22 protein-coding genes are annotated in these 24,597 nt (G+C 61.4%); 8 read left to right on the forward strand and 14 right to left on the reverse strand.

Annotated features, from left to right (window positions below; genetic code table 11):
• Positions 1-94 precede the first annotated feature (94 nt).
• The gene (locus IFT59_RS11490) at positions 95-742 is read left to right on the forward strand and encodes a glutathione S-transferase family protein (protein ID WP_192086875.1); all 648 of its coding nucleotides are present in this window, start codon (positions 95-97) and stop codon (positions 740-742) included.
• A 3-nt stretch (positions 743-745) separates the two neighbouring features.
• Here the strand turns inward: IFT59_RS11490 and IFT59_RS11495 are convergent, their stop codons facing one another.
• Together IFT59_RS11495 and IFT59_RS11500 are read right to left on the reverse strand one after the other, a co-directional pair.
• On the reverse strand, positions 746-1,381 hold the full coding sequence (locus tag IFT59_RS11495) for a glutathione S-transferase family protein (RefSeq protein WP_192086876.1): 636 nt from the start codon (positions 1,379-1,381) through the stop codon (positions 746-748).
• Between the two features lie 23 nt (positions 1,382-1,404).
• Positions 1,405-2,412, reverse strand: coding sequence for an asparaginase (locus IFT59_RS11500; protein WP_192086877.1), 1,008 nt, complete (start codon positions 2,410-2,412; stop codon positions 1,405-1,407).
• A 101-nt stretch (positions 2,413-2,513) separates the two neighbouring features.
• Here IFT59_RS11500 and IFT59_RS11505 point away from each other — a divergent pair, with 101 nt between their 5' ends.
• Entirely contained in the window at positions 2,514-3,251 is a 738-nt protein-coding gene (locus IFT59_RS11505; RefSeq protein ID WP_192086878.1) for a DUF3750 domain-containing protein, read from the forward strand.
• Between the two features lie 104 nt (positions 3,252-3,355).
• Here IFT59_RS11505 and IFT59_RS11510 read toward each other — a convergent pair whose 3' ends face one another.
• The 3 genes from IFT59_RS11510 to IFT59_RS11520 all read right to left on the reverse strand — a co-directional run bounded on the left by IFT59_RS11510 (position 3,356) and on the right by IFT59_RS11520 (position 6,996).
• Positions 3,356-3,502 (reverse strand): DUF1127 domain-containing protein, encoded by a 147-nt coding sequence (locus IFT59_RS11510; RefSeq protein WP_082471856.1) that lies wholly within the window; start codon positions 3,500-3,502, stop codon positions 3,356-3,358.
• A gap of 583 nt (positions 3,503-4,085) precedes the next feature.
• Positions 4,086-5,087, reverse strand: coding sequence for an NAD(P)H-quinone oxidoreductase (locus IFT59_RS11515; protein WP_113112189.1), 1,002 nt, complete (start codon positions 5,085-5,087; stop codon positions 4,086-4,088).
• 100 nt (positions 5,088-5,187) lie between these two features.
• Entirely contained in the window at positions 5,188-6,996 is a 1,809-nt protein-coding gene (locus tag IFT59_RS11520; RefSeq protein ID WP_062453535.1) for a GGDEF domain-containing protein, read from the reverse strand.
• Positions 6,997-7,355: 359 nt separating this feature from the next.
• Here IFT59_RS11520 and betC point away from each other — a divergent pair, with 359 nt between their 5' ends.
• From betC to betA, 3 genes are all read left to right on the forward strand, one after another.
• Positions 7,356-8,873, forward strand: coding sequence for a choline-sulfatase (gene betC / locus IFT59_RS11525; RefSeq protein WP_192086879.1), 1,518 nt, complete (start codon positions 7,356-7,358; stop codon positions 8,871-8,873).
• Positions 8,874-8,896: 23 nt separating this feature from the next.
• Complete coding sequence (betB, locus tag IFT59_RS11530) at positions 8,897-10,360, forward strand: betaine-aldehyde dehydrogenase (protein ID WP_192086880.1); 1,464 nt, start codon at positions 8,897-8,899, stop codon at positions 10,358-10,360.
• A gap of 432 nt (positions 10,361-10,792) precedes the next feature.
• Positions 10,793-12,442: a choline dehydrogenase gene (gene betA / locus IFT59_RS11535; RefSeq protein ID WP_192087154.1), complete on the forward strand. Its 1,650-nt coding sequence runs from the start codon at positions 10,793-10,795 to the stop codon at positions 12,440-12,442.
• Between the two features lie 13 nt (positions 12,443-12,455).
• Here the strand turns inward: betA and IFT59_RS11540 are convergent, their stop codons facing one another.
• The 9 genes from IFT59_RS11540 to IFT59_RS11580 form a co-directional block, all read right to left on the reverse strand.
• The gene (locus tag IFT59_RS11540) at positions 12,456-12,755 is read right to left on the reverse strand and encodes a type II toxin-antitoxin system RelE/ParE family toxin (RefSeq protein WP_192086881.1); all 300 of its coding nucleotides are present in this window, start codon (positions 12,753-12,755) and stop codon (positions 12,456-12,458) included.
• Positions 12,752-13,027 (reverse strand): YlcI/YnfO family protein, encoded by a 276-nt coding sequence (locus IFT59_RS11545; protein WP_092661564.1) that lies wholly within the window; start codon positions 13,025-13,027, stop codon positions 12,752-12,754. The genes IFT59_RS11540 and IFT59_RS11545 overlap by 4 nt, the downstream gene beginning before the upstream one ends.
• A gap of 72 nt (positions 13,028-13,099) precedes the next feature.
• Entirely contained in the window at positions 13,100-14,470 is a 1,371-nt protein-coding gene (locus IFT59_RS11550; RefSeq protein ID WP_192086882.1) for a virulence factor family protein, read from the reverse strand.
• Complete coding sequence (locus IFT59_RS11555) at positions 14,467-15,786, reverse strand: phosphatidylglycerol lysyltransferase domain-containing protein (RefSeq protein ID WP_192086883.1); 1,320 nt, start codon at positions 15,784-15,786, stop codon at positions 14,467-14,469. The genes IFT59_RS11550 and IFT59_RS11555 overlap by 4 nt, the downstream gene beginning before the upstream one ends.
• Before the next feature lie 193 nt (positions 15,787-15,979).
• On the reverse strand, positions 15,980-17,029 hold the full coding sequence (locus IFT59_RS11560) for a sulfate/molybdate ABC transporter ATP-binding protein (protein WP_192086884.1): 1,050 nt from the start codon (positions 17,027-17,029) through the stop codon (positions 15,980-15,982).
• Positions 17,030-17,042: 13 nt separating this feature from the next.
• Positions 17,043-17,906 (reverse strand): sulfate ABC transporter permease subunit CysW, encoded by an 864-nt coding sequence (cysW, locus tag IFT59_RS11565; RefSeq protein ID WP_192086885.1) that lies wholly within the window; start codon positions 17,904-17,906, stop codon positions 17,043-17,045.
• A 197-nt stretch (positions 17,907-18,103) separates the two neighbouring features.
• Positions 18,104-18,961 carry a sulfate ABC transporter permease subunit CysT gene (gene cysT, locus IFT59_RS11570; protein ID WP_192086886.1) on the reverse strand — a complete coding sequence of 286 codons (858 nt, stop codon included), beginning with the start codon at positions 18,959-18,961 and terminating at the stop codon, positions 18,104-18,106.
• 12 nt (positions 18,962-18,973) lie between these two features.
• A complete protein-coding gene (locus IFT59_RS11575) occupies positions 18,974-20,008 on the reverse strand; it encodes a sulfate ABC transporter substrate-binding protein (protein ID WP_092661552.1) in 1,035 nt (344 codons plus the stop codon).
• Positions 20,009-20,307: 299 nt separating this feature from the next.
• A complete protein-coding gene (locus IFT59_RS11580; protein ID WP_192086887.1) occupies positions 20,308-20,793 on the reverse strand; it encodes an RrF2 family transcriptional regulator in 486 nt (161 codons plus the stop codon).
• 358 nt (positions 20,794-21,151) lie between these two features.
• On the opposite strand from IFT59_RS11580, the gene IFT59_RS11585 reads away from it, so the two are divergent.
• The 3 genes from IFT59_RS11585 to cysN all read left to right on the forward strand — a co-directional run bounded on the left by IFT59_RS11585 (position 21,152) and on the right by cysN (position 24,491).
• Positions 21,152-21,958, forward strand: coding sequence for a phosphoadenylyl-sulfate reductase (locus IFT59_RS11585; protein WP_192086888.1), 807 nt, complete (start codon positions 21,152-21,154; stop codon positions 21,956-21,958).
• Between the two features lie 69 nt (positions 21,959-22,027).
• Complete coding sequence (gene cysD / locus IFT59_RS11590; RefSeq protein WP_192086889.1) at positions 22,028-22,981, forward strand: sulfate adenylyltransferase subunit CysD; 954 nt, start codon at positions 22,028-22,030, stop codon at positions 22,979-22,981.
• Between the two features lies 1 nt (position 22,982).
• Complete coding sequence (cysN, locus tag IFT59_RS11595) at positions 22,983-24,491, forward strand: sulfate adenylyltransferase subunit CysN (protein WP_192086890.1); 1,509 nt, start codon at positions 22,983-22,985, stop codon at positions 24,489-24,491.
• Positions 24,492-24,597: the final 106 nt, after the last annotated feature.

Genomic DNA, 24,597 nt, shown 5'->3' on the forward strand with positions numbered 1-24,597 from the left:
GCGGACGTCCAACCGGTCGATTTGAGGGGGCTGCATCTTCCGTTCGGGGCCGAAGCACTCTAGCGTCGCCCGCGACACACAATGGGAGATACGCATGCTGAAAATCTATGGCGTCTATCGTTCGCGCGCGACGCGGCCGCTCTGGTTGATCGAGGAACTGGGATTGCCGTTCGAGCATATTCCTGTCATCCAGGCCTATCGGCTGGATGACGCTTCGGTTGATGGCGCGCCTGTCAACACGCGGTCGCCGGAGTTTTTGAGCGTCAATCCGATGGGCTCGATCCCGTCGATGGACGATGACGGTTTCGTGCTGCACGAGTCGCTTGCCATCACGCTCTACCTTGCCCGGAAACATGGCGGCGAGATTGCTCCAAAGACGATCGAGGAAGAGGCACAGATGGTGCAGTGGTCGCTGTTTGCGGCAACGAGCATCGAAACCCCTGCCCTGACGATCCAGTCGTCCAGCGCGTCGACCGACGAAGGCAAGGCGGCGATCGAGGCTGCTGCACGCACACTCGCTCGGCCGTTCGACGTGCTTGAAAAGCATCTTTCCGAAGACGGGTTCATGGTGGGCAAGCGGTTTACGGTTGCCGATATCAACGTGACGGAAATCGTGCGTTATGCGCGCAGCCATGCCGCCCTGTTCGACGGCCGCCCGGCGCTCAAAGCCTGGTACGACGGCTGCGTCGCCCGGCCCGCCTATCAGGCGATGTGGGCAAAGCGCAACGCCGAGCCGGCCTGACGATCAGGCGGCGGGTTTCGCTGCTGCTTCTTCCGCCAGCACCCTTTGCACAGCCGGGCGCATCTCGATGCGCCGGTAGTGGGCGGCGACCTTCGGGAATTCGGCCATGTCGACATGGTCGCTTTCCAGCCAGCCGGTCATAACGAAGAGATAAGCGTCGGCGACCGAAAACGTTTCGCCGAGCACGAATTGGCCTTCGACAAGATCGTTCTCGATCAGAGCGAAGCTGTCGCGCATGGTCTGCGGCACCTTGGCGATCATGTCCGCATGCGAGGCGGCATTATCGGCCCAGCGCGCGCCGCGGCGGCCATGGGCGTGGTTGATGTGGACGGTGGAGGAGAGATAGGCGTTGAAGGCCTGCATTTTTGCAAACAGGAAGGGATCGTCCAGCGGCGCAAGGCTCTTTTCCGGCACGAGCTGGGCGATGTAGGGAAGCAGTGCGACGGTTTCCGTCAGCACGCCCTTGTCCGTGACCAGTGCCGGCACCCGGCCCTTCGGGTTGACCTTCAGATAGGCTGGCGATCGCTGCTCGCCCTCGGCAAAGCGGATGAGCGAGACCTGATAATCGAGGCCCGACTCGGCCAGCGCGATATGGCTGGCGCGTGAGCAGGTGCCGGGCGTGATGTAGAGCGTCAGCATCGATCCGTATCCCTTCGTCGGTATCAGGCAAACAGCGCGTCGGTGACCCGCACTTCGCCGACGGTGAGGCCGTTCCAGTTCTTCATCGTGCGGTTGGCCATTGCCATCAGCTTTTCCTGCGTCTCGCCGCCCTTTTCGAAATAGCGGGCGATGAGCGCGAAGATCATCGCTTCGGCGGCGCGGGTCGTACCGTCCTCGCATTTGACCGCCATGGCAATGCCCTGATCGGGAAGTGCCGCGACGAAAACGCCTTCGGCACCGGTCTTGGCAAAGATCTTGCCCGGCGCCAGTTCCATCAGCTTGGTGCAGGCGCGGCCAGTGCCGGCGACGTAGAAGGGTTCGGCCATGCAGGCATCCATCAGCCGGCGCGATGCTTTCGCCCGTTCGTTGGACAGGCCGGTGCCGGTCAGCATTTTCGCAAAGCCGTGGGCGAGGCCCTTGAGCGGCACGGCATAGGTCGGGATTGAGCAACCGTCGATGCCGCAATTGTCTTCAGCCAGAACCGCACCGGTGAGGCTACCCATCACGTCGCGGATTTCCTTCTGCAGCGGATGGTCGTAATCGACATAGCCCTTCAGCTGCGTGCCGGAATGGACGCAGGTGCAGACGAAGCCAGAATGTTTTCCAGAGCAGTTGTTATGCAGGGCCGTCGGATATTCGATGGTGCGGGCCTGGTGGATGAGCGAGGCCTGTTCGGATGCCCAGTGGGCGCCGCATTCCATGTCGTCGACACTCTTGCCGGCCTTGGCGAGCATCGAGGCGGCCATGGCCACATGCGCGTCCTCGCCGGAATGGGAGGCGCAGGAAAATGCCAGTTCCTTGTTGCCGAACCCATAGGCATCGGCTGCACCGCTTTCGATCAGCGGCAGCGCCTGCATGGCCTTGCAGGAGGACCGCGGAAACACGCCGGCTTCCGCATCACCGAAGGAAAACAGCGTCTTGCCTTCGCCATCCACGACGACGCCGAGGCCGCGATGGCGGCTTTCGACGAGAGAGCCGCGGGTCACTTCAACGGTCACGGGATTTTGCATCGGTCAGTCCTGAATTTGCCGGCTTCTATTGCTCATTCGGCTTAAACGCCATTTCGGCGGCGTTGATAGCCGTTTCGGCGATTTGTTGCACGGGAATGTTTATGAAATCGGTAAAGCGACTGCTGCTCCTTATCTTCGTCGTCTACCTTCTTCCCACCTTCGCTTCCGCCAGCCTTTGGGCGATGCGCGAACACCCGTCCGGCTGGAGTGCCGCGCGCTGGTCGTCGGCCGGCATCCTTCCCAAGGCGAACGAAAGCAACGATGCGGCGATCTATATTTTCTCGGCGATGACGGGCGGATTGAAAGGTTCGGTGGCAAGCCATGCCTGGATCGTGACCAAGGCAAAGGGTGCGGCCACCTATACCCGCTATGACAAGGTGGGCTGGGGCAACCCGATCCGCCGCAACCACCGCGATCCGGATGCCTTCTGGTATTCGAACCCGCCGCAGCTGGTGACATCGATCACCGGATCGAAGGCGGAGCTGCTGATCCCCAAGATCGAAGGCGCGATTGCCGCCTACCCTTACGCCGAGCCCGGCGGCTACACGATCTGGCCGGGGCCGAATTCCAATACGTTCGTGGCCTATGTGCTGCGCACCGTGCCTGAGATCGGCGCGGTGCTTCCGCCGCATGCGGTGGGCCGCGACTATCTGCCGGATGGGGAATTCGTGCATCTGGACGAGGACAGCCGCGACCTGCATGTGACGCTGCGTGGACTGTTAGGCTTTTCGGTGGGGGTGCGGAGCGGCATCGAGGTCCATTTCCTCGGTCTCGTCGCGGGCCTCGATCTCGCCCGGCCGGGCATCAAGGTGCCGGCGCTCGGACGGATCGGCATCTAGCCGAGAGAGCAGTGCCGCGATGCATGGGAGCCATGCATGAAACGCAAAACGCCCGCAGATTTGCGAGCGTTTGCAAACATTCGGATTATACGATCAGAAACCGATCAGAAGCCAACGGCAGTGCGTGCGACGCGACGGATATCGCTACGGTCGATACCGAGGTCGTGGAGTTCGCGCGAGGTCATACGGTCCAGTTCGGTGACCGTCTGACGATACTTGCGCCAGTTGTTGATGGTGCGTGCTACGTTCATGATGATCCCCTTTCCTGAGGCTTTCGAAGCTTCAGCTGCCAGATGCTGGCGCTTTCTCTTGCTTCGATGACCTCTTTATACGCTGCCCAAGGATGAAGCAGAAGCACTGAAGCGTCAGGCCACCCATGCGCGCCATGCATGTCTTTCCAGGGTGCATGTCAGGGAATTGGTCATCATTGCCAGGCAGAATGGAAGACCATCGAAATTTGCGACCGGCAGACATGGAAAAGGGCCGCTTGAGCGGCCCTTCCATGAGTTTGGTCCGGTTGAACGAACCCGGGCTGCAATCATGCAGTCCGAAGGAAGATGTCATTCAGGCCGAGGGCTGCCCCGTCAAGACCAACAACTTTCCATTGCCCGCTACACAGACCGAAATCTCATTAGACATTGGACCACCTTCCTTTCATTACGTTGATGATGATCAGAAGGTAGGTGCGATCTGCGGCGCTTGCAAGGCAAGTTATGTAAACAATCGAAGATATTATTGAGTTGCGGATCGGCGGCGGTTCGACCACTATTCGCGCAGCCGGCGGCGGGGTGCCTTCCGGGCGATGCCCAAGGCCACCCCTGCCCCCACGTTTCCTCACCCCAGCTTCATCACGATCTTGCCGATATGGCTGCTGGTTTCCATCAGCCGGTGCGCCTCGACCACGTCATCAAACGGCACCACGGAATGGATGACGGGTGAGACCTTGCCGGCTTCGAGAAGCGGCCAGACCTCGCTCAGCAGTTCGTCGCGGATTGCCCGCTTTTCGTCGGCGGTGCGGGGCCGCATGGTCGATCCGGTTACCGTCAGGCGCTTGACCATGATCGGTGAGAGATTGACCTTTTCCGCCATGTTGCCGCCGAGGAAGGCGATGATCGACAGGCAGCCGTCCTTGGCAAGGACCGACAGGTTCTTTTCGAAATAGGAAGCGCCGATCATGTCGAGCACCACATCGACGCCCTTGCCGTCGGTCTCGGCCTTGATCACCTCGGCAAAGTCCTCGGTCTTGTAATTGATCGCCTTGGTCGCGCCGAGCTTTTCGCAGGCGTCGCATTTGTCCTTCGAGCCGGCGGTCGCATAGGCCGTCGCGCCGAATGCCTTGGCGAGCTGGATCGCGGTCGTGCCGATGCCGCTTGAGCCGCCATGGATCAGCACGCTCTCGCCTTCGGTCAGGCCCGCCATCTGGAACAGGTTGGCCCAGACGGTGAAAAAGGTTTCCGGAACGGCTGCGGCCTTCACCGCATCATAGCCTTTGGGCCATGGCAGCGCCTGGCCAGCCGGCACGACGCAATACTCCGCATATCCGCCGCCGTTCGACAGGCCGCAGACCTTGTCGCCGATCTTGAATTCGGTGACGCCCTCGCCGAGCGCCACGACTTCACCCGCGACTTCGAGGCCGAGGATCGGGCTTGCATCCTTCGGCGCCGGGTAGTTCCCCTGGCGCTGGGCCACATCGGGCCGGTTGACGCCTGCGGCCTCCACCTTGATCAGAATTTCGCCTGCTCGGGCCGACGGGCACGGGCCAGTGGCATGGGTCATTACATCGGGCGCGCCGAAGGACGGCAGGTCGACGAAACGCATCTGGGACGGCATGGACATGGGTCTACTCCTGTCAGTATCTGACGACTGACTTAGGACAGTGCCCCTTGCTTGGAAAGGCGGAGGTTGGATGCATGCGTCCGGTCGAGCCGGTGTGGCGCTACTCTGCCGCGTCACCGTAGCTTGCGAAAACAAGGCCACGGTCGCTTTCCTTGGCGGCAACCTTGACCGTTGCGATCTCCGTTCCGATCCGGGCGATATCGTCGAGGATCAGGCCCTGCGGCAGATGGACAACGCCGATCGAGCAGCGCAGCAACGGGAAATCGCGCTCCACGCCGGTGCGGTCATGGCCACGGATCCGGCCTGCCGCCCGCTCCTCTTCCGAATAGAGCGCAACGGCGTCATCGTGGAAATCCGATAGAAGGCGCTCGAGGATTTCCTCCAACTCGTCGCGGGACCAGTCGCGAATGCCGATAAAGAAATCGTCGCCGCCGACATGGCCCAGAAAATGTTCGTCGGAGAAGAAGTAGCGCTTCATCAGCGCCGCAAACAGCGAGATTGCGTGGTCGCCCATCTGGAAGCCGTAATGATCGTTGAACGGCTTGAAATGGTCGAAGTCGCAATAGCAGAAGAAGCGCTGCTCGTCGTCATCGCGGCCGGCCTGGTACATGAAGTCGCGGATGGCCCGGTTGCCGGGAAGACCCGTCAGCGGGTTCTGGTCCTGGGCGATCTTGAGCTGCTTTTCGTTGACCACCTTGATCAGCGATGCCGCCGAGACGACGCCGGCATAACGCATGTTTTCGGTAAGGATGACGCAGGCGCTGTTTTCCATGTTGGCAAACAGGCTCATCAGCTCTTCCGCCTCGGCATCCAGACCGATGATCGGCGCGCGCTCGACGAAATGGGCGATGGTGCGCTCATAGACCTTGTTCTTTAGGAGATCGCGGCCGAAGGGCTGATAGATAAATTCCTTGAGGTGATATTCGTTGATGACGCCGCGCGGTTCGCCATTGGCGTTCAGCACCGGAAAGAAGGCCTGGCGCGGATTGCGGCGAAACAGTTCAAAGACGCTGTCGATGCTCTCGTTCTCGAACACGGTCGGCAGTTTTTCGATCTGCTTGCGGATGAGGATTTCGTCGAGAGACTGGCTGGAGCGGCGCGACAGACCGATTGCGGCCAGATGCGGATAGGCCGGCTGCAACTCCGTGACGAAGCTGGTGGGTCTTGCGATGAAATAGCCCTGTACCAGATCGACGCCGTATTCACGGCAGGCCAGAAATTCGGCCTCGGTCTCGATGCCTTCGGCAATCACGCGGATGCCGAGCACATGGGCAATGTTGACGATGTTCTTGACGAGATGCCGTTTGCGCGGATTGACATCGATATCCGAAATGAAGTGCCGGTCGATCTTCAGGTAGTCGACCGGGTAGTCGCAGAGCAGCTTCATCTCACCATGGCCGACGCCGAAATCGTCAATCGCCAGCTTGAAGCCTGCCTTGCGCATCTCGCTCATCAACTCGGCAAATTCCGGCACCGAGGTGTTGTCGAACCGCTCGGACAGCTCGAAGCAGACCGAGGACGGCGCGACGCCTGCCTGGCGCAGATGCTGGACGATCTTTTCGAGGAAAAGCTGGCCGTCGCGGATCATCCGGACATCGAGATTGAGAAACAGCGTCTGGCTGGAGAAATCCGGAAGGCCAGCGAATTTGGCAAGGGCCCGGTGGGCGACCATCTGTTCGAGCGCCAGAAGCTGGCCGCCGTCATGGGCCTGGTCGATCAGTTCGAGCGGCGAGGCAAAGCCGAGACGGTCATGGCCGCGCAGCAGCGATTCATAGCCGAACACGGACCCGGTGGCGACCTCCACGATCGGCTGGAAGGCGTTCTCGATGACGAGCTTGGCCAGAGGCAAAAGCTGATCGCTGGCATAGCGACGGAAAACGCCCGGTTCCAGAACGGCCGCAGACGACATGCAATTCACCCCATTTACTGCGTGGGCGAGATCCGCCCGGCGGCTTATTCACGGGCGCCACCTTTGCCTCCATTGGTCAAAAATACCTTTCCCGCAAATGACAGTTCGATGAAACTTCCATGACAGTAATTTATCTTTCTAATACAATGAGTTGTAAATATTACATCGTCTGGCTTGGGCAGGTGCGGTCCCACGTCAACGCCACGAGCCAAGCTTAAGCTTCCACAGGGATTTCCCCCACAGTCCCCGGCCGTGCGCTTTTGAGACAGCGCTGTTCGCAATCCCTGCTTGATTGCGCGGCCAATCGAAAATAACTCATTCTGGCGGTCTTCCTCATCTTCAAGAAAAGCAGCCCGGTCATGTCCCGTCCGAACATTCTCATCATCATGGTCGACCAGATGAATGGCACGCTGTTTCCGGATGGGCCGGCGGACTGGCTGCATGTGCCGCATCTGAAGGCGCTGGCTGCACGCTCTGCCCGCTTCCAGAACAACTACACCTCGTCGCCGCTTTGCGCGCCGGCCCGCGCCTCGTTCATGGCGGGGCAGCTGCCGAGCAGAACCGGGGTTTATGACAATGCCGCCGAATACGTTTCGTCTATCCCGACCTATGCGCATCACCTGCGCCGCGCTGGCTATTACACAGCGCTTTCTGGAAAGATGCATTTCGTCGGGCCGGACCAGATGCACGGGTTCGAGGAACGGCTGACCACCGACATCTACCCGGCCGATTTCGGCTGGACGCCGGATTACCGCAAACCGGGTGAGCGGATCGACTGGTGGTATCACAACATGGGTTCCGTCACCGGCGCCGGCGTTGCCGAGATTTCCAACCAGATGGAATATGACGACGAGGTGGCCTTCCTCGCCAACCAGAAGCTCTACCATCTCAGCCGCGACAACGACGATGCGGACCGCCGGCCCTGGGCTTTGACGGTATCGTTCACGCATCCGCACGACCCTTATGTGGCACGCCGGAAGTTCTGGGATCTGTATAACGACTGCGAGCACCTGATGCCCGAGATCGGCATGCTCGCAGAGCAGGATCCGCATTCGGCCCGCATTCTCAAATCCTGCGACTATCCGGCCTTCGAGATCACCGACGAGCATGTGCGGCGGGCGCGTCAGGGCTATTTTGCCAACATTTCCTATATCGACGAGAAAGTCGGCGAGCTGGTCGACACGCTGACGCGGACACGGATGCTGGATAACACATTCATCCTGTTCTGCTCCGACCATGGCGACATGCTGGGCGAGCGCGGATTGTGGTTCAAGATGAACTTCTTCGAGGGGTCATCCAGGGTTCCGCTGATGATCGCCGGTCCTCAGATCACGCCGTCGCTAAACTTTGCGCCGGTTTCCAATCTCGACATTACGCCGACGCTTTGCGATCTTGCCGGCATCTCGATGGACGAGATCATGCCCTGGACCGATGGCGAGAGCCTGAAGCCTGTCATCGACGGCGGCACCCGCACCGCGCCGGTGCTGATGGAATATGCCGCCGAAGCCTCGCATGCGCCGCTGGTGGGCATTCGCGAGGGCAAGTGGAAATACGTTCACTGCGAGCTCGATCCCGAACAGCTCTACGATCTCGACGCCGATCCGAACGAGCTCACAAATCTGGCGCATGACCCGGCGCATGCCGCCGTCATGAACGGGTTTCGCGCCAAGCGGGCGCAAAAGTGGGACATGGCAAAATTCGACGCGGCCGTGCGCGAAAGCCAGGCGCGGCGCTGGGTGGTCTATGAAGCGCTGCGCAACGGCGCCTATTACCCGTGGGATCACCAACCCTTGCAGAAAGCCTCGGAGCGCTACATGCGCAACCATATGAACCTCGACAATCTGGAAGAGTCCAAGCGCTATCCCCGCGGGGAATAGGCGCCAAGGAACGGAGAAGACCCATGAAAGCACAACCAGTCGCCAGCCATTTCATCGACGGCGAGTATGTCGAGGATACCGATGGCAGCGTCATCGAGAGCCTTTACCCGGCGACGGGTGAAGTGATCGCAAGGTTGCATGCGGCAACGCCCGCCATCGTCGAAAAGGCGATCGCCGCCGCCAAGCGCGCCCAGCCGGAATGGGCGGCAATGAGCCCGACTGCTCGCGGCCGGATCCTGAAGCGGGCAGCCGAGATCATGCGGACCCGCAACCGAGAGCTTTCCGAGCTGGAGACGCTCGATACCGGCAAGCCGATCCAGGAGACGATCGTCGCCGACCCGACATCGGGCGCCGACAGTTTCGAGTTCTTCGGCGGCGTGATCGCGGCCGGAATGAATGGTCAGTACATCCCGCTCGGCGGCGATTTTGCCTATACGAAGCGGGTGCCACTCGGCGTCTGCGTCGGCATCGGCGCCTGGAACTATCCGCAGCAGATCGCCTGCTGGAAGGGCGCACCGGCGCTCGCCGCCGGCAATGCGATGGTGTTCAAGCCGTCCGAAAACACGCCGCTCGGCGCGCTCAAGATCGCCGAGATCCTGATCGAGGCCGGCCTGCCGAAGGGCCTCTTCAACGTTATCCAGGGCGACCGGACGACCGGACCGCTTCTGGTCGAACACCCTGATGTGGCCAAGGTGTCGCTGACCGGCTCGGTGCCGACTGGCCGCAAGGTGGCGGCGAGCGCTGCCGGCAACCTCAAGCATGTGACGATGGAACTGGGCGGCAAGTCGCCGCTGATCGTGTTCGAGGATGCCGATATCGATTCCGCCATCGGTGGGGCGATGCTCGGCAATTTCTATTCGACCGGACAGGTCTGCTCCAACGGCACCCGCGTGTTCGTGCAGAAGGCAATCCGGGACGAATTCCTGTCGCGGCTGAAGGCCCGCACCGAAAAGATGGTGATCGGCGACCCGATGGACGAGGCAACCCAGGTCGGCCCGATGGTCTCCTACGATCAGCGCCAGAAGGTGATGTCCTATATCGAAAAGGGCAAGTCGGAAGGGGCAACGCTCATCACCGGCGGCGGCATTCCCAACAATGTCTCGGCCGAAGGCTATTACATCCAGCCGACGGTGTTTGCCGACGTCACCGACGACATGACCATCGCCCGTGAAGAGATCTTCGGACCCGTCATGTGCGTGCTCGACTTCGATAACGAGGAAGAGGTGATCGCGCGCGCCAACGCGACCGAATTCGGCCTCTCCGCCGGGGTCTTTACCGCCGATCTGACACGCGGCCATCGCGTCGTGGATCTTCTGGAAGCAGGCACGCTGTGGATCAACACCTACAATCTCTGCCCGGTGGAAATCCCTTTCGGCGGGTCAAAGCAATCCGGCTTCGGCCGCGAAAACTCGCTCGCGGCGCTGGAGCATTATTCGGAACTGAAGACGGTCTATGTGGGAATGGGCAAGGTCGAGGCGCCGTATTGAGAACGGAGTCAGTGACGCGCCCGGCGATATCGGTGAATAATGAGCACAATGGAGGCGGCGAGAGATATCGAGAGGCAAATGTAGATGTTCAAAGATGTCGAATAGTGAAGAAGCAACGCTGACGCGATCATCAGACCACTTTGCAACTTGTTTCGAAGCCATTGCCACGCAAATGACCGATGGTCAGATGAGCGATGACGAATTTTCGGAGTGTGTCGATTTCTCTCTTCATCAGCAAGACGCGCTTCCTCGGTCGTACGCAATTGCTCGATCAGCTTGGTGGTGAAACCATTCGACATCGGCGTTCGCAAAACCTGAGATACCATCGCTGCGGAATGTCGCATTCTTCGTCTGCGGCAAAGCACGAGTCAAATCCGGATCAACGAAATCCGGTTGATGCCTAACAGAACCCAAATCGGATAAGTTACCATGCTGCAGGCAGATTTCGTCATCATCGGTTCCGGCTCGGCGGGTTCGGCCATGGCCTATCGGCTGTCCGAGGACGGGAAGCATTCTGTCATCGTGATCGAGGCGGGCGGTACCGATTATGGGCCGTTTATCCAGATGCCGGCAGCACTGGCCTGGCCGATGAGCATGAAGCGCTACAACTGGGGTTACCATTCCGAGCCCGAACCGAACCTTGGCAACCGCCGGATTACCGCGCCGCGGGGCAAGGTGCTGGGTGGATCTTCTTCGATCAATGGTCTCGTCTATGTGCGCGGCCATGCCGAAGACTACAACCGCTGGGAGGATCTGGGCGCGAGCGGCTGGTCCTATGCGGATGTGCTGCCCTATTTCAAGCGGATGGAAACGGCCCATGGCGGGGAAGAGGGATGGCGCGGCACGGACGGGCCGATGCATGTGCAGCGCGGGCCGATGACCAATCCGCTGTTCCACGCCTTTATCCGGGCGGGTGCGGAGGCCGGTTTCGAGACGACCGACGATTACAACGGATCGAAGCAGGAAGGCTTCGGGCTGATGGAGCAGACGATCCATGACGGTCGCCGCTGGTCCGCGGCCAACGCCTATCTGCGGCCGGCGATGAAGCGGAAGAATGTCGAAGTTGTCTATGGGCTGGCGCAGAAGGTCGTGATCGAAAACGGCCGTGCGATCGGCGTCGAAGTTCTCCGGCGGGGCGTGCCGGAGGTGGTGAAGGCAAACCGCGAGGTGATCATTGCCGCGTCCTCCTTCAATTCGCCGAAACTCTTGATGTTGTCGGGGATCGGGCCGGCGGCGCATCTGAAGGAGATGGGGATCGAGGTCGTGGCCGACCGGCCGGGCGTCGGTGCCAACCTGCAGGATCACATGGAGTTCTATTTCCAGCAGATCTCGACAAAGCCGGTGTCGCTCTATTCGTGGCTGCCGTGGTTCTGGCAGGGGGTGGCGGGTGCCCAGTGGCTGATGACCAAGGGTGGCCTTGGCGCCTCCAACCAGTTCGAGGCCTGCGCCTTTCTGCGCTCGGAACCGGGCCTGAAGCAGCCGGATATCCAGTATCACTTTCTGCCCGTTGCAATCTCATACGACGGCAAGGCGGCCGCGAAGAGCCATGGCTTCCAGGTGCATGTGGGCTATAACCTGTCGAAGTCGCGCGGCGCGGTGACGCTGCGATCCTCCGATCCGAAAGACGATCCGGTCATCCGCTTCAACTACATGAGCCACGAGGAAGACTGGATCAAATTCCGCCACTGCGTGCGGCTGACGCGCGAGATCTTCAGCCAGAAGGCGTTCGACGATTATCGCGGGCCGGAGATCCAGCCGGGCGAACAGGTTGAGAGCGACGACGAGATCGATGCCTTCCTGCGCGAGCATCTGGAAAGCGCCTATCACCCCTGCGGTACCTGCCGGATGGGTCGCGCGGATGATCTGATGGCGGTGGTCGATCCGGAATGCCGGGTGATCGGCGTCGAAGGGCTGCGGGTCGCCGACAGTTCGATCTTCCCGCATGTGACCTATGGCAACCTCAACGGCCCATCGATCATGACCGGCGAGAAGGCGGCGGATCATATTCTAGGCAAACAGCCCCTGCCCCGCAGCAATCAGGAACCCTGGGTCAATCCGAGAGCGGCGATGAGCGACCGCTAAAGGTCGTGCGACGTCAGTGGTAGTCGTCTTCGCGCTGGTGGCGGATGGCGAGGATGGTGACGGACGTCTCGCTGTCTATTCTGAACAGCACGACATAGCCGGACGAACCGAATGGAACGAGCAGTTCTCGAAGGAGTGCGTTGCCGCCTGAGGCCTTACGGCAACTGAATGGGAACTCTTCGAGCAATACCACCGACTGTTCAACAAGATCCAGCACACGGGCCGCGGCGTCCTCGTCGCGATCCAGCAGATATGCATAGAGCCGTTTGAGATCAACTCGCGCGCGCTCCGTCCACTTCACGAGATAGCTCATTTGGAGCGCTTTTCGGCCCGCTTGGCTTCAAGCATGCCTTTCAGTTCTCCAAAAATCTCTTCGGATGAGTAGTAAACCCCGGTGCGCTCAGCTTCGGCCAGACCTGCCAGCCCCCTAGCGATAAACTCCGCCTGGGTCTTTCGGTAATCGATCTGCTTTTTCAGCGAGTCCTCGACGAAGGCGGAGAGCGTTTCGCCTTCCTTCAGCACGCTTTCTGCAGCCGCGCGGAGTTCCGGGTCGACGCGCAGCGACGGGATGGTTGCGGTTTTCATTAGCATCACCTCATGCGTTGCAAGTGCGATGCATGATGCGCCTGGAAGCGTATTCTGGCAAGTGGATCCGGATCACATCGCGGGCGACGACAAAGCCTTGATGCGGTCCACGATCAGCCGGTTGAGGGCGCGGTAATCGCCATCGAAATGGTGGCCGCCGGGGCGTGAATGGATGAGCGTGCCGGGGATGTCCTCAACAGCAGGACAGGCGGTGTCTTCCTCCTCCGTGCCGTAGATGCACTGGATCTTGTGCGGCTCGATCTTAGCGATGTCGTCGACGGGATCGCCCTGCTTGGCGGCCCCTGCCCAGCCGAGCCAGCCGGTGACGGCGATCTCGAAATCGGCCTGATGCGAGAGCGCCAGAAGCGAGAGCAACGAGACGGCCTGTTTGTCTGCCTCGGGCAGCAGTCGATAGGTGGCCGGCAGGATGTTGGCGCCGAAGGAATAGCCGATCAGGACGACGTTTTTGACGTTCCAGCGCTGGCGGTAGGTGGTGATGATGCGGGAGAGATCGGTGGCCGTCTCCTGCGGTGATTTCTCGGTCCAGAAATAGCGCAGCGCATCGACGCCGACGACCGGGATGCCGTCTTCCACGAGATAGGCGGCGAGCTTCTGGTCGATATCGCGCCAGCCGCCGTCGCCCGAATAGATGATCGCCAGCGTATCGTGCAGCGGCACGGCCGCGGTCGGAACGATCGGCAGGCCGAGCGGCGAGGATGACTGGCGAAGGCGGCCAAGCGTTGTGGAAACGTTTTGCAGCAGCAGGTTTTCCGCGGTTTCGTCCCAGGCGGTGATCTCGATTGCCGGGTGGGTCTGCTTCAGCGCGTCCGCATGGGCTTCACCCGCCGGATCCGCCTGCGGCGTCAAAAGGATGCGCACAGGTTCCGGCAGCGGGCCCGGCGTGAAGCCGTATGCAACGCCGCCGTCGACCACCGTCTTGGGGGCCGGCGTGCAGAGGATCTTTTCGACGGGAATGAAGGCCTGAGGATCGATGGCGATCGTTTCCGCGATGGTCGAGGCCGGCGTCTGGGCGGCAATCGCGAGCGCCAGGGCGCCACCGCCGCCGATGCCGGCGATGACCGGCGGGAGGTAGGCTGAGATCTCCTGCTCACGGTGGATCTGGCGGCTCAGTTCCTCGATATCGGAGACGAGATAGAGGCAGGTCCGGTCTTCTTCTTTAGCCAGAGCAGCGAAGTAGTCCGGCAGATCGACGCCGACGACCACGGCGCCGTCGGCAGCCAGTGCATCGGAGACCGTCTGCTCGCGGTCCGACCAGCCTTCGGTGCCGGACAGGAGGAGGACGATGCCGGATGCATTTCTGTCGGGATAGGCGATGCGGTCTGTCGGCAGGCGTCTGATGCCGGGGCCGGCCCACCACTCAAACGCATTCACCGCGGCGGCGACCACGGTGATGCCGGCAACGATTGCTGGCAGAAGCTTCATCGGCGAAGGATGCCCCTCAGGCCGCCGGCAATCAGCTTGGTCACGTCGAACAGGGCAACGAGCGGCATGCCGCGGCCGGAGACGGCGAGATAGCGCGGCTGCCATTCCGGATCGAATTTCGACTTGAAAGCCTGAACGCCGCGGAAATTGTAAAAGCGCTCGCCGTTTTCGAAGATGCGGTTGCCGATATGGTTCCAGAGCGGCGCGCGGCGATGGGTGGCAAGACCTGAGAGCGGCGCCATGCCGAGATTGAGCGTGCGATACCCTTCCGACTTGAAGTGCTCCATGATGCGCACGAAGAGCAGATCCATCATGCCGCGATGGGTGTTTGGCACATGCCGCATCAGGTCGATAAAGGCATCGCCGTTCGAGCTCGTCGCATGGATATTGGCGAAGGCGACGATGCGGCCTTCGAGACGGATGACGGCGACCGGTCCGGCGGCCACATAGGCCGGCTGGAAAGTGCCGAGCGAAAAGCCCTTTTCGGCTGCGTTATGGGCGGCAAGCCAGGCGCGGGAAACGCCAATAAGCTCGTCCATCACGCCGGGCACAGCTTCGGCCGGCAGCAGCGAGAATTCGAGGCCGTCGCGTTCGGCACGGTTGATCGAGCGGCGCAGTTTCAGCCAGGCGCCGCCTTTCAGATCGAAATCGATGAGATGAACCACCGCCTGTTCGCCGAGCTTGTAGGGTTTCAGACCCGCCTCGACTGCGCAGGGCAGAAACTCGGGCGAGACCTGGTAGAACACGGCGCGGCAGCCATCGCGGCGCGCGGCGTTCATGAACTTGACGATCAGGCCCGGCCACGCCTTGCGGCAGCCGACCGGATCAAACAACGCCGCCCAGGACCGGCCGGAGCGCGCATACATGACGAAGGCATTGCCGCAATCGGAAAACAGCACCTTCTTGTCGCCGAGCCGCACGAGGCCGGCGCTGGCATTCGGCTGGAGCGCCAGGATATCGAACGCTCTCTGCAGATCTTCGCCGGATGGAATACGGGAGACAGGCCGTGGAAGGCGCAAGTGCCGGCTGGCGGCGAGCGAGCCGACGAAGGCGACGGTGACGAAGCCGGCCGAGACGCGTGTCGCGACATCACCGACAATCAGACGCCACGCCACGGCAAGCAGGTTCTCCTCCAGAAACACGTAGAGTGACAGCGCCACGGTGAAGGCGATCAGCGCGAAATAGAAGGCAAGGCCGCGATTGCCGAGGACGTCCAGCAGTCGCTCGGCAAGAAATTTGCCGAACTGACCCACAGCGGAGACCGCTTCGCCCTCCGCAACGGCGGGGGCCATCGTTTCATGCGCAATATCTGCCATAGGAGACCTGTCGGACTATCGAACTGCGAGCTTCATAGAGCACTTTGATTTACCGAAGCTTACGCGCGCAGGCTGCATATCAGCTTCCGATGCCGCCGGAATTGATAGGGATCAATTTAAGGTCGAAACTCGTGCCTTACGCTTCGTCGCGGGCGACTGGAAGGCTGGTACGCGGTCGGTACCAGCCACAATGTCATCGGCCGAATATCTTCCAGCGGGTCGGACGGAACCTTGCTTCGGAGCCGAGTTCGATCGGGGCGTGCAGAGGCACCTCGATCTCCACATGGAAGGGCTGATGGTCGTTACTTCCCCCGGGGTTGGAGATATCGATCTCGGCAATGCGGGTGCCGGCGAGACGGCGTGAGGCGGTGACCTTGCCGAACAGCGCGTCCCGCTCCTGCGTCAGCTCCACGTCCTCAGGACGGAAGTAAAGGTCGCCGGAACTGTTCGCCTCTCCGGAAACGCCGATCGGCTCGCCCTGGAACAGGACGGTGCCATCCTTTACCTCGACCGGCAGATGCGAGGATTCACCGATGAAGGAGAACACGAAGGGCGATCCCGGGCGATCATAGACGTCGTCCGCCGAGCCGACCTGTTCTATTCTGCCCTGGCTCATGACAACGACGCGGTCGGCCAGTTCCAGCGCCTCTTCCTGGTCGTGAGTGACGAAGACGGTGGTGTGGCCGGTGCGGTCATGAAACTCGCGCAGCCAGCGGCGCAGCTCCTTGCGGACCTTGGCATCGAGCGCGCCGAAGGGTTCGTCGAGCAGCAGGATGCGCGGCTCGATCGCCATGGCGCGGGCAAGAGCGACGCGCTGACGCTGGCCGCCGGACAGCTGGTTCGGATAGCGGCTCTCAAGGCCCGACAGCTGAACCATATCGAGGAGGTCGGAGACGCGCTTGCGGATCTCGGTCTTGGACGGGCGGCTGGCGGAGGGGCGGACCTTCAGGCCGAAGCCGATGTTCTCGGCCACCGTCATATGCCGGAACAGGGCGTAATGCTGGAACACGAAGCCGACATTGCGATCCTGCACGGAATGATGCGAGGCATCCTCCGTGCCGAAGAAGATCTGGCCGGCGGTTGGAAAATCCAGCCCTGCGATCAGCCGCAGCAGCGTCGTCTTGCCGGAACCGGAGGGACCGAGCAGCGCGATCAGTTCGCCGGACGCGATCTTCAGCGACACGTCGTTCAGCGCGGCGAAGCGGTCGAATTCCTTGCGGATATTGTTGATGCTAACTTCCATAGAGCGGGAGCCTTTAATGTCTGCCGCCGGCTGAGCCGGCACCGAACCGAAGTTCGAGAAGGGTTTTGAGAGCGAGCGTGACGAGCGCTAGAAGTGCGAGCAGCGAGGCCACCGCGAAGGCTGCAACCATGTTGTACTCATTATAGAGTATCTCCACATGCAGCGGCATCGTGTTGGTGAGCCCGCGGATGCGACCTGATACGACCGAGACGGCGCCGAATTCACCCATGGCGCGGGCATTGCAGAGAAGCACGCCGTAAAGCAGGCCCCACTTGATGTTGGGCAGCGTCACATACCAGAAGGTCTGCCAGCCGGTTGCGCCAAGAGACAGGGCCGCCTCCTCGTCGCCGGTGCCCTGATCCTGCATCAGCGGGATCAGTTCGCGGGCGATAAAGGGAAAGGTGACGAACACGGTGGCAAGCACGATGCCGGGCACGGCAAAGAGGATCTCGATGCCATAGCTCTTCAGCCAGGGTCCAAGCACGCTGGCACTGCCGAACAGCAGCACATAGACGAGACCGGATATGACCGGCGAGATCGAGAACGGCAGGTCGATCAAGGTGATCAGAAAGGCCTTGCCCTTGAATTCGAACTTGGCGATGGCCCATGCCGCCGCAAGCCCGAAGACGAGGTTGAGCGGCACGGCGATGCCGGCGACCGTGAGTGTCAACCCGATCGCGGCCCAGGCATCGGGTTCGACCAGCGCTTCCTCATAGGCACCCCAGCCATCGCGAAACGCCTCAACGAAGACCGAGACGAGCGGAAGGAACAGGAAGAAGCCGAGAAACACGAGGGATACGCCGACCAGAACGAGCTTGGTGGTGAGGCTTTCATCGGCGGGGCTGTGGAAACGTGTGATGCGGGCGGACTTAGACATGAGACAAGACCCTCTCTGCCCTGCCGGGCGACCGGGGACGAGCCACCGGTCTCGCCCCGTCCTTCGGCCCACCCACGAGGAGGGAGAACCGACGTGGCAAGCGCTGCGTTCCTGCATCAGAGGGTGAGGCTGGGTTCAGCCCTCCCCCTTGTGGGGAGGGTTGGAAGGGGTTCTTCTTCAAGGCAGCTCTGAAAACATCACACATAACCATACCTCCTGCGGCTCCAGGCCTGGATGAGGTTGATGACCAGCAGCATGGCAAACGAGATCAGCAGCATGATCGTGGCGATTGCGGTGGCGCCGGCGTAGTTGAACTCTTCCAGCCGGATGACGATCAGGAGCGGCGCGATTTCCGAGACGTATGGAATGTTGCCGGCGATAAAGATGACCGAGCCGTATTCGCCCACGCCGCGGGCGAAGGCGAGTGCGAAGCCGGTGAGGATGGCGGGTGCCAAGCCCGGCAGCAGAACCTGGAATATGGTCTGGAACCGGTTGGCGCCGAGCGTTGCTGCCGCCTCCTCCACTTCGCGATCGATCTCTTCCATGATCGGCTGCACGGTGCGCACGACGAAGGGAAGACCGATGAAGATCAGCGCGATGACGATGCCGTAAGGCGTGAAGGCGATGCGGAACGGCATGAACAGCGAACCGATCCAGCCATTCGGCGCATAGAGCGAGGCGAATGCGATGCCGGCGACCGCCGTCGGAAGTGCGAACGGCAGGTCCACCATCGCATCGATCAACCGGCGACCGGGAAACCGGTAGCGGGTCAGCACCCACGCAAGCAGCGTGCCGAACACGACATTGATGAGCGCGGCCGCAAAGGCCGTGCCGAAGGACACGGTGAGAGCCCGGATCGTTCTTTGATCCGAGAGGACGGCGAAGAAGCCTGACGAGCCGAGCTCGGCGGTGCGCCAGAGCAGGCCTGCGATCGGAATGAGGATGATAAGCGACAGGTAGGCGAGCGAAAAGCCGAGCGTCAACCCGAAACCCGGGATGATGCTCGGCTGTTTTACCCGCCACCGTGCCGACGTGGCAGCGGTGGATGAGGTCATTCTGGTTCCGACTTATTTGCCCGGCTTGTAGATCTGGTCGAAGATGCCGCCATCGCCGAAGTGTTCCGGCTGCGCCTTTTTCCAACCGCCGAAGATCGGGTCGTCGATGGTGACGAGCTTGATATCCGGCAGCTGTTTCAGCAATTCAGGCTTTACCACATCGCGCCTGGACGGACGATAGAAGTGCTTGGCCGCGATGTTCTGGCCTTCATCGGAATAGAGATACTGAAGATAGGCTTCGGCGACCTTGCGGGTGCCCTTTTCATCGACCGTCGCATCCACTACCGCAACCGGCGGCTCTGCGAGGATCGAGATCGGTGGTACGACGATGTCGAATGCGTCCTTGCCGAATTCCTCGCCGGCGAGATAGGCCTCGTTTTCCCAGGCAAGCAGCACGTCGCCGATCTGGCGCTGCGCGAACGTCACCGTGGAGCCGCGGGCGCCGGTGTCGAGGACAGGCGCGCGCTTATAGAGATCGGCGATATAGGCCTTGATCTTGTCCTGGTCGCCCTTGAATTCTTCGTTAGCCCAGGCCCAGGCCGCCAGATAGTTCCAGCGGGCGCCACCTGACGTCTTCGGGTTCGGGGTGACGATCGAAACGTCGCCCTTGACCAGATCGCCCCAGTTCTTGATGCCTTTCGGATTGCCCTTGCGTACCAGGAAGACGATCGTCGACGTGTAGGGCGAGGAATTGTTCGGCAGGCGCGACCGCCAGTTTTCCTTGATCTTGCCGGCCTTCTGGATGGCGTTGATATCGCTTTCGAGCGCCAGCGTCACGACATCGGCCCCCAGACCATCGATGACGGAGCGGGCCTGCGCGCCGGAACCGCCATGCGACTGGCGGATGGCGACATCATCGCCACCTTCTGCCTTCCAGTGCTTGGCAAAGGCGGCGTTGAAATCCTTGTAGAGCTCGCGCGTCGGGTCATAGGACACGTTGAGGAGCTGGGTGGCTGAAAAAGCCGGCGCCACGCTGCCGGCGGCCAGCGTCACGCCGAGCGCCAGTGCCAGAAGCCGCTTCGATATCCCATCGGTAAAATTCAGCATGAATGCCTCCCCTGTGATCTGCACAAACTCTACCGAGCCGGTCGTCTTAGTCAATCGACGGCGAAACCAAGGCAAAACTGTTTCCCTTTGACGGGCTGCGGCGACAAGGGCGCGTTCCCGCGAGGCCGAGAGGCGAAACGGCAGCGTTGGGAAAAGCGGAAGAAGGGGTAAGGCAATCCGGGAAGCGGGTCGGGTTTTGGACGAGAGAGGACGCCTCGAACAGGCCGTCAGAGGCCCGCATGTGCTCGATGGCCAATCAACGCGACACAGTAAATTCTTAGATGCGCGCTAGCCAGATACTAGGCCGACAGCAGTTCGCGCACCTGTCCGGCGTCGGCAGCGTCAGTGTCCGCTGCGGCCACTTCGACCCCTGCCCCTTCCACCGCATCGGCGATGGTAGTGCTGAACAGCACGTCGCGGGTGGCGTCAGCAACGCGGGCGAAGACGTGGCGGATTTCGCAGAGGTGTTCGCCGTCGCAATCATCGCATTTGCGGTAGGCGGTCTGGGACAGGCACGGCAGCGGCGCGATCGGTCCGTCGACCAGACGCAGCACTTCGCCGAAGGTGATGGCGTCGGCGGGCCGCAGGAGAAGATAGCCGCCCTGCTTGCCGCGCCGCGACACGACGATCCCCGAACGTTTGAGGTCGAGCAGGATCTGCTCCAGAAACTTCTTCGGAATGCTCTGCTGAACCGCGATCTCGGAGATCAGCATCGGTTCTTTAGGATCCGCCTGCGCCAAGGCCGTCAGGGCTCTCAACGCATATTTCGCCTTCTGGGATATCATACCGCGACCACTAACAGCAGCGCCGCCGCAAGGCCGAAATCGGTCTCACGTCGCCGCTAATTTTCCTCTGGGCATCCACGATGAAGCCGCAACCGGCATTCGCGAGGAGCAGGCCGGCACGCGGCGATGCCGCAATGCAAAACCTGGTCCTGGGATAGCGCAAATGGCAAGAAATTACAAACCAATGGCCGCATTGGCGGGCAAAAAAGGCTCACATTTAGTTAAGGCGTCGGGTTTTCTGTGTAGGCGGAGCTTTGGAGAGATATTTGCTCCCGCAGTCCGAAGGTTGAAACGGCTTTTCCTGTCTTTCCGCAACGGGTCCGACAATAATCTTGCCATTGCTTACGGAAGATGACCGATGACCTTTCAGGACGTGGCAAGGCTTGACCATCAGGCACTTGCAGCAAATCTCGATACTCGCCTTGCAGGCCTCGACCTTGCCGGTCGTTTGTCGCTTGCATCCGAACTTGGCCGCGCCGTGTTCACCACGTCGCTCGGGATCGAGGATCAGGTGATTACCGCTGCGATCGGCACGCATCGTCTGCCGATCGAGGTATCGACGCTGGAGACCGGCAGGCTGTTTCGCGAAACCGTCGATCTGATTGCGGAGACCGAAGCACGCTACGATCTCGAGATCATCAGGTTCTACCCAGCCAAGGACGATGTTGATGCGTTTGTCGACACATATGGCATCAATGGTTTCTATGACAGCGTCGAGGCCCGCCACGCCTGCTGTCGTGTGCGCAAGCTCGTGCCACTCGCACAGGCGCTGTCCGGCGCCGAGATCTGGATCACCGGCCTTCGCCGCGGCCAGTCCGGCAACCGGGCGACGACGCCGTTTGCCGAATTCGACGCCGAGCGCAACCTGATCAAGATCAATCCGCTGGCCGACTGGGATATCGACCGCATCAATGCGCATGTCGCATCCGAGCATATCCCGATCAATCCCATGCACGCCCGCGGCTATCCGTCGATCGGCTGCGAGCCCTGTACCCGCGCCATCAAGCCGGGCGAGCCAGAACGGGCCGGCCGCTGGTGGTGGGAAAACGACGAAAAGCGCGAATGCGGCCTGCATGTTTCGGAAAGTCACGCGTCTGACGCGCAGGCCTCCGAAGACCCCGCGGCCCGCTCCTCGGTCATCCAAGGGGCAAGCGCCATCCGATGATCCGTCCGGATCGCAGCGCCTGCCGCCCTTGCCATCTATGTTGTGTCTTTAAGAATACCGGAGACTGAAATGCCCCTGTCAGTACAGGAAACGGAAATCAAGAACCCGCCCGTTTCCCGCCCGCCGCTCGATCCTCATCTCAAGGCCCTCGAAAACGAAGCGATCCACATCTTCCGGGAGGTGGCGGCCGAATTCGAAAACCCGGTCATGCTCTATTCGATCGGCAAGGATTCCTCCGTTCTGCTGCATCTCGCCCGCAAGGCCTTCTTCCCGGGTCGCGTGCCCTTCCCGCTTCTGCATGTGGACACGACGTGGAAGTTCAAGGAGATGATCGAGTTCCGCGACAAGATCGCAGAGGAGTACGATCTCGACCTCGTGGTCCACAGCAATGTCCGCGGCAGGCAAGAAAACATCACCCCGTTCACCCATGGTTCGTCCTTCTACACCGACGTGATGAAGACCGAAGCCCTGAGGCAGGCGCTGGATGCCGGCGGTTACGACGCGGCCTTCGGCGGCGCGCGGCGCGACGAGGAAGCAAGCCGCGCCAAGGAACGGATCTATTCGTTCCGCACGCCGGACCATAAGTGGGATCCGCGCAACCAGCGGCCGGAACTGTGGAACGTCTATAACGGCATGATCCGCAAGGGTGAAAGCGTGCGCGCCTTCCCGCTGTCGAACTGGACCGAAGTGGATATCTGGCGCTACATCCAGGCGGAAAGCATTCCGCTGGTGCCGCTCTACTACGCTGCCGAGCGCCCTTACGTGGAGCGCGACGGAATGATGATTCTTGCCGAAGACGAGCGGCTGGAACTGCTTCCCGGCGAAGAGATAAAGCATGGCTCGATCCGGTTTCGCACGCTCGGCTGCTTCCCGCTGACCGGCGCGATCCGCTCGACGGCGTCGAACCTCGAAGAGGTCATCGCCGAACTGGAAATTGCCACCGTTTCCGAACGCCAGGGCCGCGCCATCGACCGCGATCAGTCGGGTTCGATGGAAAAGAAGAAGCGTGAAGGATATTTCTGAGATGAGCGTGACAGCAACATCCACCGCCGCTTCGGCCACCATTCTGCCCTTCGCCGAATCCGCTGCCAAGATCACCCGTGACGTGCGGCCGCTGCGGCTGATCACCTGCGGTTCCGTCGATGACGGCAAGTCGACCCTGATCGGCCGGCTTCTCTGGGATACCAAGGCCGTCAAGGAAGACCAGGCGGTGACGCTTGCCCGCGATAGCGGCGGCCAGAACGATCTCGGCCTGCCGGATTTCGCGCTGCTTCTCGATGGTCTCCAGGCGGAGCGCGAACAGGGCATCACGATCGACGTCGCCTATCGCTATTTCTCGACCGAGAAGCGTTCGTTCATCGTGGCCGACACGCCCGGCCACGAGCAGTATACCCGCAACATGGCGACCGGCGCCTCGACGGCCGGTCTCGCCATCCTGCTTGCCGATGCCCGCGTCGGGCTTCTGGAACAGACCCGCCGGCATGCGACGATCGCATCCTTGATGGGCATCCGGCAGTTCGTTCTGGCGGTCAACAAGTTCGACCTCGTGAATTACGACCGCGAGATCTTCGACCGCATCAGCCACGAATTCCGCGAATTCGCGCTGTCGCTCGGCGTTCGCCAGATCACCGCAATCCCGATGTCGGCGCTGAAGGGCGAAAACGTCGTCTATCCCGCAACGTCTGTGATGCCTTGGTATGAAGGCCCGACGCTGGTCGAGGCCTTGGAACTGGCGACGACCCGCTCCACCCAGACCGGTGGCTTCCGCCTTCCCGTCCAGCGCGTCTCGCGTCCCGGCGAAAGCTTTCGCGGCTATCAGGGCACGGTTGCGGGCGGCTCGATCAAGCCGGGCGACAGCGTCGTCATCCTGCCATCGGGCACGATTGCCAACGTCAAACAGATCGTCACCTTCGACCTCGTGCGGAACGCTGCCGTCGCCGGCGATGCGATCACGCTCGTGCTCGACCGACAGGTGGACGTCGCCCGCGGCGACGTGATCGCCTCGCTCGATGGCCAGCCGATGACCGGCCTCAACTTCGAGGGGCAGATGGTGGCGTTGCAGCCTGGCGGCATCGAGCCCGGCAAGCGCTACTGGCTGAAAAGCGGTTCGCGCCGCCAGCGCGTGGCGGTGGAGCCGATCTCGCAGCTCGACCTGCAGTCGGGCAGTTGGGCTCCGCATGCGTCCGGCCTAGACATGAACGCGATCGGCAAGGTGCGCCTGTCTTTCGAAGAGCAGGCGGTGTTCGACACCTATGAGCAGAACCGCTCGACCGGTGCCTTCATCCTGATCGACCCGGATACGCTGAATACGGTCGCCGGCGGCATGATCACGGCCAAGCGCGGCGAACTCGGCGGCATTCGCCGTGGCGAGCCAGTGCAGGGCGACCGCGTGATTCTCTCCCTGCCGGCCGATCTTGCCGAGCTGCTGATGGCAACCGACGCGTTTGCCGCCCGCCGCGACGACGTGGAGATCCGCAGGGTGAGCGGCGCGGAAGCTGCCCAAATCCTGACATCGGGCGACAAAGACCGTTGATTTAAAACAGGAATTTTCAAACACTGATGGGCCGGGGTGCAGAACCCGGCCCTTAGCCATCCCGGCAGGTTTGCCACACTTGGCGGCGAACCAATCGCCTAATCAA

The organism is Rhizobium sp. CFBP 8752, assembly GCF_014842035.1.
In the GTDB taxonomy this organism is placed as follows: Bacteria; Pseudomonadota; Alphaproteobacteria; order Rhizobiales; family Rhizobiaceae; genus Neorhizobium; species Neorhizobium soli.

What these genes read in the sequence shown, in the direction of transcription:
- IFT59_RS11490 (WP_192086875.1), top strand. Translation starts at nt 95, where the DNA reads ATGCTGAAAATCTATGGCGTCTATCGTTCGCGCGCGACGCGGCCGCTC.
- IFT59_RS11495 (WP_192086876.1), bottom strand. Translation starts at nt 1,381, where the DNA reads ATGCTGACGCTCTACATCACGCCCGGCACCTGCTCACGCGCCAGCCAT.
- IFT59_RS11500 (WP_192086877.1), bottom strand. Translation starts at nt 2,412, where the DNA reads ATGCAAAATCCCGTGACCGTTGAAGTGACCCGCGGCTCTCTCGTCGAA.
- IFT59_RS11505 (WP_192086878.1), top strand. Translation starts at nt 2,514, where the DNA reads ATGAAATCGGTAAAGCGACTGCTGCTCCTTATCTTCGTCGTCTACCTT.
- IFT59_RS11510 (WP_082471856.1), bottom strand. Translation starts at nt 3,502, where the DNA reads ATGAACGTAGCACGCACCATCAACAACTGGCGCAAGTATCGTCAGACG.
- IFT59_RS11515 (WP_113112189.1), bottom strand. Translation starts at nt 5,087, where the DNA reads ATGTCCATGCCGTCCCAGATGCGTTTCGTCGACCTGCCGTCCTTCGGC.
- IFT59_RS11520 (WP_062453535.1), bottom strand. Translation starts at nt 6,996, where the DNA reads ATGTCGTCTGCGGCCGTTCTGGAACCGGGCGTTTTCCGTCGCTATGCC.
- betC (WP_192086879.1), top strand. Translation starts at nt 7,356, where the DNA reads ATGTCCCGTCCGAACATTCTCATCATCATGGTCGACCAGATGAATGGC.
- betB (WP_192086880.1), top strand. Translation starts at nt 8,897, where the DNA reads ATGAAAGCACAACCAGTCGCCAGCCATTTCATCGACGGCGAGTATGTC.
- IFT59_RS11540 (WP_192086881.1), bottom strand. Translation starts at nt 12,755, where the DNA reads ATGAGCTATCTCGTGAAGTGGACGGAGCGCGCGCGAGTTGATCTCAAA.
- IFT59_RS11545 (WP_092661564.1), bottom strand. Translation starts at nt 13,027, where the DNA reads ATGAAAACCGCAACCATCCCGTCGCTGCGCGTCGACCCGGAACTCCGC.
- IFT59_RS11550 (WP_192086882.1), bottom strand. Translation starts at nt 14,470, where the DNA reads ATGAAGCTTCTGCCAGCAATCGTTGCCGGCATCACCGTGGTCGCCGCC.
- IFT59_RS11555 (WP_192086883.1), bottom strand. Translation starts at nt 15,786, where the DNA reads ATGGCAGATATTGCGCATGAAACGATGGCCCCCGCCGTTGCGGAGGGC.
- IFT59_RS11560 (WP_192086884.1), bottom strand. Translation starts at nt 17,029, where the DNA reads ATGGAAGTTAGCATCAACAATATCCGCAAGGAATTCGACCGCTTCGCC.
- cysW (WP_192086885.1), bottom strand. Translation starts at nt 17,906, where the DNA reads ATGTCTAAGTCCGCCCGCATCACACGTTTCCACAGCCCCGCCGATGAA.
- cysT (WP_192086886.1), bottom strand. Translation starts at nt 18,961, where the DNA reads ATGACCTCATCCACCGCTGCCACGTCGGCACGGTGGCGGGTAAAACAG.
- IFT59_RS11575 (WP_092661552.1), bottom strand. Translation starts at nt 20,008, where the DNA reads ATGCTGAATTTTACCGATGGGATATCGAAGCGGCTTCTGGCACTGGCG.
- IFT59_RS11580 (WP_192086887.1), bottom strand. Translation starts at nt 20,793, where the DNA reads ATGATATCCCAGAAGGCGAAATATGCGTTGAGAGCCCTGACGGCCTTG.
- IFT59_RS11585 (WP_192086888.1), top strand. Translation starts at nt 21,152, where the DNA reads ATGACCTTTCAGGACGTGGCAAGGCTTGACCATCAGGCACTTGCAGCA.
- cysD (WP_192086889.1), top strand. Translation starts at nt 22,028, where the DNA reads ATGCCCCTGTCAGTACAGGAAACGGAAATCAAGAACCCGCCCGTTTCC.
- cysN (WP_192086890.1), top strand. Translation starts at nt 22,983, where the DNA reads ATGAGCGTGACAGCAACATCCACCGCCGCTTCGGCCACCATTCTGCCC.